At 37.6% G+C, this 12,029-nt stretch carries 7 protein-coding genes and 1 pseudogene; 4 read left to right on the top strand and 4 right to left on the bottom strand.

Annotated elements, in window-relative coordinates; genetic code table 11:
• The first annotated feature begins 259 nt into the window (after window positions 1-259).
• Together typA and TERY_RS21450 are read left to right on the top strand one after the other, a co-directional pair.
• Window positions 260-2,050, top strand: coding sequence for a translational GTPase TypA (gene typA / locus TERY_RS21455; RefSeq protein ID WP_011613752.1), 1,791 nt, complete (start codon window positions 260-262; stop codon window positions 2,048-2,050).
• Between the two features lie 248 nt (window positions 2,051-2,298).
• A complete protein-coding gene (locus TERY_RS21450) occupies window positions 2,299-3,183 on the top strand; it encodes a methyltransferase domain-containing protein (RefSeq protein WP_011613751.1) in 885 nt (294 codons plus the stop codon).
• A 187-nt stretch (window positions 3,184-3,370) separates the two neighbouring features.
• Here TERY_RS21450 and TERY_RS21445 read toward each other — a convergent pair whose 3' ends face one another.
• Window positions 3,371-4,471: a hypothetical protein gene (locus TERY_RS21445; protein ID WP_052845853.1), complete on the bottom strand. Its 1,101-nt coding sequence runs from the start codon at window positions 4,469-4,471 to the stop codon at window positions 3,371-3,373.
• 82 nt (window positions 4,472-4,553) lie between these two features.
• Between TERY_RS21445 and TERY_RS21440 the strand changes: the two are divergent.
• Together TERY_RS21440 and TERY_RS25825 are read left to right on the top strand one after the other, a co-directional pair.
• A pseudogene (locus tag TERY_RS21440) lies at window positions 4,554-5,508 on the top strand (IS5 family transposase).
• Between the two features lie 233 nt (window positions 5,509-5,741).
• On the top strand, window positions 5,742-8,927 hold the full coding sequence (locus tag TERY_RS25825; RefSeq protein WP_011613749.1) for a tetratricopeptide repeat protein: 3,186 nt from the start codon (window positions 5,742-5,744) through the stop codon (window positions 8,925-8,927).
• 503 nt (window positions 8,928-9,430) lie between these two features.
• Here TERY_RS25825 and TERY_RS21430 read toward each other — a convergent pair.
• Genes TERY_RS21430 through TERY_RS21420 form a run of 3 tightly spaced genes read right to left on the bottom strand, consistent with a single transcriptional unit; the run spans window position 9,431 to window position 12,025 of the window.
• Complete coding sequence (locus TERY_RS21430) at window positions 9,431-10,546, bottom strand: polysaccharide pyruvyl transferase family protein (protein ID WP_044136990.1); 1,116 nt, start codon at window positions 10,544-10,546, stop codon at window positions 9,431-9,433.
• Window positions 10,547-10,564: 18 nt separating this feature from the next.
• The gene (locus TERY_RS21425; RefSeq protein ID WP_011613747.1) at window positions 10,565-11,311 is read right to left on the bottom strand and encodes a sulfotransferase family 2 domain-containing protein; all 747 of its coding nucleotides are present in this window, start codon (window positions 11,309-11,311) and stop codon (window positions 10,565-10,567) included.
• A gap of 36 nt (window positions 11,312-11,347) precedes the next feature.
• On the bottom strand, window positions 11,348-12,025 hold the full coding sequence (locus TERY_RS21420; RefSeq protein WP_011613746.1) for a sulfotransferase family 2 domain-containing protein: 678 nt from the start codon (window positions 12,023-12,025) through the stop codon (window positions 11,348-11,350).
• Window positions 12,026-12,029 lie beyond the last annotated feature (4 nt).

Raw genomic sequence — 12,029 nt, 5'->3', positions numbered from 1 at the left:
CTATTAAACTGGTATTGGCAAAGTCAGAGAATAGAAAATTGGCTCCTAATTTTTAATATGTTAATTTTGAATTTTAGTAATTTTTAAATTATAGCACTACGGGAATAGGGTGCGGACATTTATAGATGCTTAAATTCTCTGAGGAATTACTTCTGACTTCTGACTAAGAACTTATGACTTACGGATAGCACCATAGTGCTTTAGATCAACTACAATAATTAAAGAAATCTAAAACCAATATCCGTAATAAAAACTTCTTATGTCTCTTCCTATTCGCAACGTAGCCATCATCGCCCACGTTGACCACGGCAAAACTACCCTAGTAGACTCGCTCCTCAAACAATCTGGCATCTTCCGGGAAGGAGAAGAAGTTCCTGATTGTGTCATGGACTCCAACGACCTAGAAAGGGAACGTGGGATTACAATTCTTTCTAAAAATACCGCAGTTACATACAAAGATACTCTCATAAATATCGTCGATACTCCTGGTCACGCTGACTTTGGAGGAGAAGTAGAACGAGTTCTGGGTATGGTGGATGGTTGTTTACTAATTGTGGATGCCAATGAAGGCCCAATGCCACAAACTCGCTTCGTGCTCAAAAAAGCTCTAGAAAAAGGTTTACGGCCCATTGTTATTGTTAATAAAATCGACCGTCCCCGAGTTAATCCCCACAGGGCTGTTGACAAAGTTCTTGACCTATTTATTGAACTAGGTGCAGATGATGACCAATGTGACTTTCCTTATCTATTTGCCTCTGGTTTGGGAGGTTACGCGAAAAAAGACCTGGAAACGGAATCACAGGATATGCAGTGTTTATTCGATGCTATTTTAGACCATGTGCCCCCTCCAGTGGGAGACCCTGAAAAATCTCTCCAGTTACAGGTGACTACTCTGGACTATTCAGAATATTTGGGCAGAATAGTGGTAGGTCGTATCCACAATGGTGTGATTAAATCTGGGCAACTAGCTGCTATTGTCAAAGAAGATGGTACAATTGTTAAGTCAAAAATCTCAAAATTAATGGGATTCCAAGGTTTGGCACGCATTGACGTACAAGAAGCTGCTGCTGGTAGTATTGTGGCAGTTGCTGGTTTTAGTGATGCTAATATTGGTGAAACTATTACTTGTCCTAACGAACCTCAAGCTCTACCTCTGATCAAAGTAGATGAACCGACTTTACAAATGACTTTCTCTGTAAATGATTCTCCATTTGCTGGTAAGGAAGGAAAATTTGTAACTTCTCGGCAAGTACGCGATCGCCTGATGCGAGAGTTAGAAACTAATGTGGCATTACGAGTAGAAGAAACTGACTCTCCAGAGAAGTTCTCTGTTTCAGGTCGTGGGGAATTGCACTTGGGTATTTTGATTGAAACTATGCGCCGAGAAGGTTATGAGTTTCAAGTTTCTCAACCTCAAGTTATTTACCGGGAAATAAATGGTCAGCCATGCGAACCATTTGAACTATTAGTGATGGATGTTCCCGAAGATGCTGTCGGTGGTTGCATCGAAAGAATAGGTCAGCGCAAAGGGGAAATGCAGAATATGCAGGTGAGTACAAATGGTCGAACTCAGTTAGATTTTTCTGTTCCTGCTCGTGGTTTGATTGGTTTCCGGGGTGAGTTTATGCGTCTTACCCGTGGGGAAGGCATTATGAATCACAGTTTTTTAGATTATCGTCCTTTAATTGGTGACATTGAAGCTCGACGCAATGGAGTAATTATTGTATTTGAGGAAGGTGTGGCGACTTTTTATGCCTTGAAAAATGCTGAAGACCGTGGAGTATTTTTCATTACCCCTGGTACAAAGGTTTATAAAGGTATGATTGTGGGAGAGCATAACCGCCCTCAAGATTTGGATTTGAATGTTTGTAAAACTAAGCAGTTGACTAATCATCGTTCTGCAACTGGGGATGAGTTAGTGCAGTTACAAGCTCCTGTGGAAATGAGCTTGGAGCGGGCGTTGGAATATATTGGGCCGGATGAGTTGGTTGAGATCACACCAGAGTCAATTCGGTTGCGGAAGATGAGTAAAAAACTGGTCAAACGTTAAAGCAGTTAACATATGAACTCGAAAACTGATGACTAATAATTGAAATTGGCAGAATACTTTAGGAAAGCTTCACTACAAGTATTTGCCAGGACTTACGCAGTACCTCTATATCTGATGTATTTTTGGTTGTAATTTCAGATATTTACATTTATTTGCATTATAATTAGTGTGTTTGCGTAAGTCTCATTTACAATAATAAAGGTTCAGCTCAAAAACTTTTCAAAGGAAATTTTCAAAGGAACAAAACTATGGAAATTGCAGCAACTAGTGTCGATCAAATTCTCAGCAATTTGGCATCACAACCTGACCCTCGTTGGAAAACTCTAGACTTAGATAGACAGAGAAAACAGATTCAAAATGAATTATACTCTCGTGCACCTAAGGATGCCATGATGCGAGTGATGACAAGGATACCGTTTCAGGAAGCACCAAATTTGGCCGAAATTGATTGGGAATCAGAATTATCTACTTTTGAAACAATTCAATACCCTCAATACTATCTTCAGCCTTTTCATAGTGTTCTGGGCGGATACTTGTCAGAAACTGCCGCAGTTGGCAATAGAATAGCAATGGAAGCCATATTAGAAAATGCCCACCCACGGAAATCACTGGGAGTCAGAGACGAAATTGCCCAATTATTTCCCCAAGATGCTCGCTATATTTTAGACTTGGGAGCAGGTATTGGAGATGATGCAGCAGCTATTGCTCGTTATATCCCTTCTGCTACAGTTACCGCATGGGATGCTTCTCCATTTATGATTATAGTTGGTCGCCTGTACCACCAGGATATTCCCAATCTACATTGGAAACACGGCTTAGTGGAAAAAACAGAACTGCCAGATAATTCAGTTGATGCCGTCAATATTACTTATCTTCTCCATGAATGCCCTGACGAAGTTAAGCAAGTCATCTTAGCAGAATGCTGGCGAATTATTTCTCCAGGTGGTCGGTTAGTTGTAACAGATGCGCTGACTGGGGAATTACACTCATACAGAGGCTTTTTTGAACCCTATAAAGAGCAATGGCTAAAACTTGACCCAGATAAGTTACTGCAAGAAGCAGGCTTTGTTAACATTAAGGTGCATCAGTTTGCCCATTCTAGTTGGACTCGTGTTGGAGAAAAGCCTAACTAATTTAGGACTGTCAAAATTAAATTAATTATTAGATAGTGGGAGCATTCAACTCCCCACCCCTGAGCTATAGGTTTACGGTTGTTGAATTCAATGCAAAAGCTGAAAAAATGATATAATTTAACGTAGTTAGTCAAATGGGAAAATTAGACCATACGCGGAATTTCTCCAGACTCCTAACCAAAAACGATTATTTATCTGCCCACTCCTTAGCTAAAACTTTTAACAGAGCTTTCAGTCCCATAATAAAGGGCGGTTCTAGGAGAATGTCATTAGTTTCTCTCTTCATCTTCAATGAAATGTTTGTCAACTCCATCTGGGTATTTCGCCAGAGAGTCTGGTTATAAGTAGATTCTGGTTCTGCCCCTGGTTCGTCTCCCAGTTCGTAATTCTGTAGCGGGAGAATTTCCTCTATCTCTAACTCCTTTAAAGATACATGAAAATAATCTAGAAATGTTCTTAACGGTACTAAATCAGGAATTTTTAATTTCCGAATATTCCCCTCAAACTTCAAGGTTTCTATCCATTCTATCAACGGTTCTTTAGTCTTTTTATTCCATCCTGTTAGTTTAGCACGATCCAATACTAAACCGCAAGCTACCTCGTCTTCTGGTCTCTGACTTAATCGCGTTTTTTCCAATATGCGATCGTTAAATCCAGACCCTTTATTCAACATCTGACTCAGGAGATCGCTAATTTCTGAATCAGCAAGAAGCCTACCCCCTTCAACCAACCAATTTAACACTTGAGAACCATTTCCGCCAATATAAACAGGAGTAATTTCGCGACTCTGGTATTTTCCTTTCTGTTCTAGCACTCCCAATGTTGTTCCCACATAGTAGTATAATCCCCCTATGCCAATTGCCATCAGGCGGATAAAGCCTTGGAACTTAGGATCATCCTCGGCAAAGTCTCTTTTATTTTTCAGCCAATTTTGGCTTTTTCGACGTAAAAATACATCCAGCGTTGCCCTGAATTTGTCTTCTGTTAATTGATTCCAGTCTCTCAAATTCTGCTCGAATAGTTGGGAAAAAAAATTGGGATTTAATTCTAAGAAATCTGATAACAAATGACGACCAGCGAATAAAACAGAACATTGATGAATGAGTTCGTTGTTGTACCAAACTGAAATATCTGAAGTCTCTCTTCTCATATAAATACAAGTCGTTCGGACTAGATCGAAACCTTCCATATCTGCAAAATATTGGGCAAAAGCGGCGTTCTTGCTGCGAAAATATTTTAAATTATCTACTTCTGGACAAAAGTGTTCAATTCCTGTGGTAACTTGCAATTCCTCGGGGCTTTGTTGTATAAAGATAGAAAATATGGTAACAATAAGCGTGTGGCACAAGAAACCTATAGTAAGGGTAGAGATGAGTAAGTCCAAGTCCAAGTATAAGTACCTCTTCAGCAACTGGTCGTAGGTCTGATGCGTCCCTAAGACAGAGAGGGAGCCTCACATTTTGGTTGAATGATGAAGTCATAGAGCAGTGGGTAAATCAACAAAAAACTGGACGTAGGGGGGCATCAAATACCTATAGCAATACGGCCATTGAATTTATGGTCACTATACAATCATTGTTTGGTCTGGCCGGACGACAGACTGAAGGTTTTGTCGAATCTATATTTCAATTGATGGACTTAGATTTACCAGTACCAGACCATAGCACTGTATCCCGTCCCTTGCTCAAACTGAATATCCAACTGCCAGTTATACCAACTAATGAAACTATTCCGTACAGTAGTAGACTCTACAGGGGTGAAAGTTTACGGAGAAGGTGAATGGAAAACAAAAGTTCATGGTGTCAGTAAACGGCGTACATGGGGTAAATTACACCTAGGAGTAAATGAGGCTAAAGGAGAGATTGTCAGTGGAGTAGTGACTACCAATGATGTCAGTGATTCACAAGCATTTTCTGAACTTGAGAAATGGAGTAGATGGGGAAATAGCCCAAGTATCAGGAGATGGAGCCTATGACAAGTATAAATGTTACCAGAAAGCTAACCAACTAGGAGCAAAAGTAACAATTCCACCCAGGAAAAATGCAGTAATAGGTCAACACGGCAACTGCAAATGCCCACCTCATCCCAGAGATGAAAACCTCAGAAGAATCAGAAAGGTAGGACGCCAAAAATGGAAGCATGAAAGTGGTTACCATCGGCGTTCTCTATCAGAAACCACAATGTTTAGACTCAAAGTGAGCTTTGGAGGTCAGTTACGACGAGGAAAATTCGAAAGCCCAAGCAGTAGAGTTGTTCATACAATGTGCCATGCTGAACCGTATGATTCAAACAGGTAAACCCAAAAGTCACAAAGTGAAAATCTAGTTAACTTCCATCAGGAAGTTTTTGGCGATCACTACTTTCATGCAACAAAGCCTAGATAAGCTATTAATTTTGAATAACGTGTTTTAGGAAGCTCAGACATGATTGGGTTTTATGATAATTTGGTGTATTCTAAATATATAAATAATTAATTGTTTAAAAATTTTAAAATATTTACAGATAAATTGAATTTTGAAGTTAAAGTCTATATCTAAAATAGCAAATTTAAAATCAATATGCTTCTTACTTCTTTTGCTAAAGGAAACAAACTCTTACGGGAGGGAAAATTCGAGTCGGCGATCGCTTATTATCAAAAAGCCATAGAAGAAAATCCCCAGTTTACCTGGTCTTACCAAAATTTAGGGGAAGCTCTTGAGAAAACTGGGCGGATAGAAGAAGCGATCGCTTCTTTTCGTCAGGCTGTGGCCATAGATCCGCAATCCCACTGTTTTCTATACAAATTGGGGATAACATTGAGTCGGCAAGGCCAGTTTCAGGAAGCTGTGGGTTACTTACGTCGGGCGATCGATTTAAACAAAAATGTGCCTGAGTTTTATCTAGGTTTGGGAGCTGCCTTGGTGAAGTTGAGGCAATGGTCTGAAGCAGTTGAATGTATTCATCAGGCATTGAGGGTGTTGGATGAAAAAGTAGGAACGTTATATGAAAGAGCTCTACAGGCAGAGGGTTATTTTTATTTGGCAGAAGCTAAGTCTGGTCAAGAGCAATGGTCTGATGCAATAAAGTTATATTCTCAGAGTTGGGAAATTTATCCATATCGGGTTAACTGCTGTATCAGTTGGGCAGTAGCTTTAGGTAAGTTAGGAAGATGGAGTGAAGCGGTGGCTTTATATCGTCAAGCTGTAGCTTTCTCTGGGGAGTCTGGTGAGGTGTACTTTGGTTTAGGGAAGGCTTTGGGACAGTTAAAACAATGGGAGGAGGCTGTTGTTGAGTATCGACGAGGGATAGATTTTGGTTTTGATGGGGCGGAGGTGCGCCATTCTCTGGGGTATGCTTTCCTACAGTTAAAAAAATGGGAGGAGGCTATTGTTGAGTATCGTTTGGTGGTAGAGGTTGATCCTAAGTTCGCACCAGTTCGGCACCAGCTTGGGTATGCTTTGATGCAATTGGAGCATTGGGAGGAGGCTGTGATTGAGCTGCGTCAAGCTGTGGAGTTATATCCTAGGTCGGCTATAGTTTGGCAGCAGTTGGGAGATGTTTTATGGCAGTTGGAGGAAGATGGGGAGGCTGAAGAAGCTTATCAAAAGGCGACAGAACTAAATCCTGACATGGCTAATTTGCCAAAAGCAAAAAGTGTGGCAAGTGCACTTTCCAAGTCAGAGATAGGGACAATAAATAATACAGATCGGTTTGTTCGGTTAGTACACGAAGCTGATAAGCGAGCTTTTATAGACTACTCATACACAGAACTATCCGCCTCCCACAATTTCGACTTAAATTGTCTTAATCTACATTGGGTGACTTGTGACTTTTCTCCCGGTGCTGGGGGACACATGACAATATTCCGATTTATCAAATTACTAGGTCAACTCGGTCATCACAATACTCTCTGGATATACCAACCAGTTGTTCATAAGTTTGAAACAGAGGCATTAGAGACTATATTAAAGTATTTTCAAACTTTACAGGTAGAAGTCAAGTTTATTATCGGCAGGGAAGAGTTTGAGAGTGCAGCAGGAGATGTTATTATTGCCACAGATTGGGGTTCGGTCCAGTTTGCTGTCTCCAATCCTAATTTCCACAACAGATTTTACTTTGTTCAAGACTACGAGCGGTTCTTTTCTCCCCAAGGAACAAAAGCACTTTTGGCTGATTTGACTTATAGTTATAAACTAGATTGCATTTGTGCAGGGCCGTGGCTAGAAAAAATAATGTCTGAAAAATACGGTTCTTGGGCTTGTAAGTTTTGGCTAGCAGTGGATACTTCGGTTTATTTTCCTCAAACAGATGAAAAAGTTAATGATGTTGTCAAAATTGCCTTTTATTATCGTCGTGGCACAGAGAGAAGAGCTGTTGAATTGGGGTTGCTGGCATTAGAAAAGTTAGCAACTTATAGAGAAGATTTTGAAGTGCATTTCTTTGGGGGGAATACTAATTTTGATCGTGCACCTTTTCAGTTTAAGTCTCATGGAATTTTAACTGCCCAACAGCTAAGGGAACTTTACCAAGATAGTGACATTGGTATTGTATTTTCATCAACTAATTATTCATTAGTTCCTCAAGAGATGATGGCTTGTGGTTTACCAGTGATAGAACTGGCTGGTGAAAGTACGGAAGTTGTATTTCCCCCAGGGGTAGTAAGGTTAGCCGGTCCGGCTCCTCTGGATATCACTGATGCTATTGTAGAGTTAATGGACTCAAAAACTCCCCGTGAAGAACAAGCACATTTAGCAACAGAATGGGTAAAACAGTTTACATGGGAACAAGAAGTAGCTAAGATAAACGGTTTTATTCAAAATAGGCTTCTTGAAAAAAAGCCAAATTCCATAGTTGTTAAGGCAAAACCCTCTAAACCAAAAGCTTCTGTTTTTATACCAACCTTGAACGGTGGTGAGTTGCTTAAACAGGTAATAGAAAGGGTGAAGGAGCAAGTCACACCGTGGTTGTTTGAGATTGTAGTTATTGATAGTGGCTCAACAGATGGAACCTTAGAATGGATGAAGGCAGACCCAGTAATTAGACTTTACGAGATACCTAAGTCCGAGTTTCAGCATGGTAAGACTAGGAACTTGGGGGCATCTTTGTCTGAAGGGGAAAATATTGCTTTTTTGACCCATGACGCTCTGCCAGTGGATAAAAATTGGTTATATTATCTGGTGACTACACTAGAAAATTTTCCTAATGCGGCAGGGATATTTGGCAAGCATTTAGCATATCCTGATGCAGATGCTTTTACTAAGCGAGACCTGGAAAACCATTTTCAGATTTTTGATGAACTACCAGTGTACCTTGATAAGAATACAAATTTCAAGCTATATAAGAACAAAGATTTGTCCTGGAAACAAAAACTTCATTTTTACAGCGACAATAATTCCTGTATGCGTCGATGTGTTTGGGAAAAAATTCCATATCCAGAGATTAGTTTTGGAGAGGATCAGGCTTGGGCTTGGCAAGTTATTGAGGCGGGGTATGGAAAGGTGTATGGGAGAGATGCAGTGGTGTATCATTCACATAATTTTTTGCCGGAGGAGATTTTCAGTCGCAGTCTGGAGGAGGCTTCATTTTTCCAAAAAACTTTTGGGTATGAGTTGGTTAATAAAGACAACATTTACGAACAAATAAAGTTGCTAAATGAACATGATAGCCAGTGGGGAAGGGATAAAAATTTAGATGAAAAAGTAATTATAATGAGACAAAAAAATAATGAGGCAAGAATACATGGCTATATGGCAGCTTTGAAGTAGAGGGTTATCCTGGAATTTATTCTTTGATAACAACAAATCTAAATATTAGAATTCGGCATTGATCAATTTAGGGATAATTTTAATCATTATGAGGTGGAATGTTTATGAAGTAGGGAATAGGCAATAGAGAGTAGTAGGAATGTTCCATGGACAGCCACTACCGACGATGAACAGGAGCAAAATGTACTTGTGTTTATGACTAATTATGGCTTTGGATTAATCATAAAAGCATTGACATATAAAGGCTTTAGCCTTATTGGGGTCAAACACCAGCTTTTTGCTCGTTTAATCTTAAAAAGTTAGGGTTTAGAAAAGTTAGGGTTTAGGGCTGACCATGGCAGACAAATGAAGGGACAAATATATCCAACTACCTCCTCTACCAACTCCCCGTTCCTCTGTAGGGAGGTTCCCATTTTGGTTATGCAACGTCCCTACTTCTCCTCCTGGGAGATATTATGGGTGGGTCTCCTACTCCTGAAAAAGACTTTTTCAGCAAGCCCTAATTATGAGATTAAATATTTATTTTTGTTTTTATCAATAACTTCTTTAAGACCATCTAATTTGGTAGCATCAAAATTATTTAAGAATATTTGAAGTAATTCCTCTTTAGTCTGAAATTCTATTGTTTTTTCAATACAATTGATGTAAGGAATTCTCATTTGTTCACATAATTCATAGGTTCTGCTATCTATAACTAAACACATAGAGGGTAGTCCTGCCATTAAACCCAAAATGGTTCCGTGAATTCGAGTTCCTATCATTAGGTTGGCATTATTTCTGAAAAACTCTATTGATTCAAAAACATTACCACTAAAAATAAAGTTGTTTCTATTTTTTTCAATATTTTTTTCATCGGAATATTTAAGTAATGGAAATGATTTACCTTTGTTGATAAAGTCGTACATTCTTGGCTCATTAACTGCTAAAGTGTAAACATTTGGATCATGCATAATACAGACAAAATGCTTGCGCAATTGAGGGTGCTGATGATGGCCTGGATAATTTATTCCTATTTTAATTTCATCTACGTTTTGTTTCTTGAGTTTTTCAAATTTAATCTTCATTTCGTCCGTATCAACTGGTTCTAATAAAATTGAAGGACATCCAACAACTTCACAATTCGTTAACGGGATATCGTTGTATTTAAGCAAGTCATATGTGTATTGACCTCTTAGGAATGCATATTCAAAACAAGAAAGAAAATTAAGGTATATTTTTTTCTCTTGATCGGAAAATTTTCTGAATTCAAGTGTGCTTGATTGAGCACCAATGGAAAACAAATATTTTTTACAATTGAGATCCTTGATTGAATTAAAAAAAACATTAAAAATGTTAAAAGACCTAGGTAAGATATTGATGCCATTTGCCATTACAATGACAACCATCTCAATTTTATTTTTGTAATAATTTTTATTTTCTCTAAAATCATGTAATAAATTCAAAAGTTCCAAATTTGTTTGATTGTTTATGATTTTTTTTGTAGACTCCCAAAACATGCAATTTCCTGCATTTCCAAATCTTTTGACAATAGATTCAGATGGCATTTCAGGGGAGAGTAGATCGTCATATTTTGAGTCAATAATATATTTTGGTATATTAGTTAGTATGTATTTCATCATTTTTAATGTTCTCTTGAATCAATAATTAAACTTTTCAAAATCAATTAAATAAATCTTCTTAATCAAACCTATACACTCATCTGATAATATACTCTTCTTGTCAACAATCAACTTATCTTGTAAAAGTTTTACGGACGGTTCTTTATCAACCATTTTTTCACATTTATGGCATCCCGAAGGTTTCAGTTTATTTGCCTCTCGAGGAATATAATTTCCAAGACCAAGAGTTTGATTAACATTTTTCAAGTCTTTAGTAAAGCTTTCTACCCTGACAAGAAAATCAAAGTCAATGTCGCCGGAAAATTGTACATTCCAATGAGGATTAATCCTTGCACCTGTATTTTGTAAATGGTAAACTATATTTAAATAATCATAAAAGGAAAATCCAAAATATTCCTTGTCTTTTATTTTATTGTGTTGCTTGTATTGTTTAAATAAATTCTTGGCAAAAGGTTCAAGTGAATCAAATGTTAGCAATGTTTGACCACAGGAACGATATAAAAACTTACTTAAAAATGCCGATGCACTTCTTGTTATTGGATCACGGACAAACCCTATGGCTGTGTATTTTTCATTTTCAACCAAATGCTTTCCATCTTCAAAAGAAATGAGATGCTTATTTTTATGCAGTAAAATTCTAGGATCCTGTTTGGCGTGCTTATGTCCAAGTACATTATAATAAAACCATAACACAACCGCAGTGCAGGCACATTTCGGAGTCCAAAATGCGACAATTTTTTTGTCATGTGATACGTATGCGTCCATTATTCTTCCTCAAAAGATAAAAATTCTAAATGTAAATTATATATAATCAAATCCGTTATTTTTGAAAAATGTAAAATCGTCAATATAAAAATTATAAACTTTATTTTTAATGTCCTCGCTATAAAAAAATTGTGTTGGTACATAATTATCAAAAAAATCATCAATATTCAAGTCATATATTGGTTGTTTAATTTCAACCGTTGCTTTGCGATAATTTTGATGTTTTTGTTTTATTGAAAAATCTGATATTTTTTTGTTGTATAGTTTCTCAAGAAAATTATAATCAATATCAACAACGTCAAAAATTTTTAGACCTTTGCTTTTTAATAATTTATCTGCATTGAAATCTTCAGTTATTTGTGGAGTAAAATGATGTTGTTCTATAACCTTCCAATTTGGTTTAATCAATTCATCTACAAACTTGGTAAAGGTCAATGGTTCGCATTTCCATATATTCCTGTATTGTCCACGTGGTTTGTATTTATCCAAAAAACCTGAAACTAATCTTTCATAAGAATTTCGTATGACTAAAACGGAAATATAATTTTCGATATCACTTGGAAGCTTGTCTCTAGCCTTTTTTTCATGTACTCTTGCGCCTTTTAATTCTTCATCGTATAAAAGATTCCAAACAATTCCTTTAAAATGAGTACAACCACATTTTGCTGACCATCCAAATATTATTTTTCTTTCTGAATAAATAATAAAATACATAATG

This window comes from Trichodesmium erythraeum IMS101 (genome assembly GCF_000014265.1).
Taxonomy (GTDB): domain Bacteria; phylum Cyanobacteriota; class Cyanobacteriia; order Cyanobacteriales; family Microcoleaceae; genus Trichodesmium; species Trichodesmium erythraeum.
This window is presented reverse-complemented; position numbering and strand designations above follow the sequence as displayed.

Coding starts and splice junctions, on each gene's coding strand:
- typA (WP_011613752.1), top strand. CDS start 260: ATGTCTCTTCCTATTCGCAACGTAGCCATCATCGCCCACGTTGACCAC.
- TERY_RS21450 (WP_011613751.1), top strand. CDS start 2,299: ATGGAAATTGCAGCAACTAGTGTCGATCAAATTCTCAGCAATTTGGCA.
- TERY_RS25825 (WP_011613749.1), top strand. CDS start 5,742: ATGCTTCTTACTTCTTTTGCTAAAGGAAACAAACTCTTACGGGAGGGA.
- TERY_RS21430 (WP_044136990.1), bottom strand. CDS start 10,546: ATGATGAAATACATACTAACTAATATACCAAAATATATTATTGACTCA.
- TERY_RS21425 (WP_011613747.1), bottom strand. CDS start 11,311: ATGGACGCATACGTATCACATGACAAAAAAATTGTCGCATTTTGGACT.
- TERY_RS21420 (WP_011613746.1), bottom strand. CDS start 12,025: ATGTATTTTATTATTTATTCAGAAAGAAAAATAATATTTGGATGGTCA.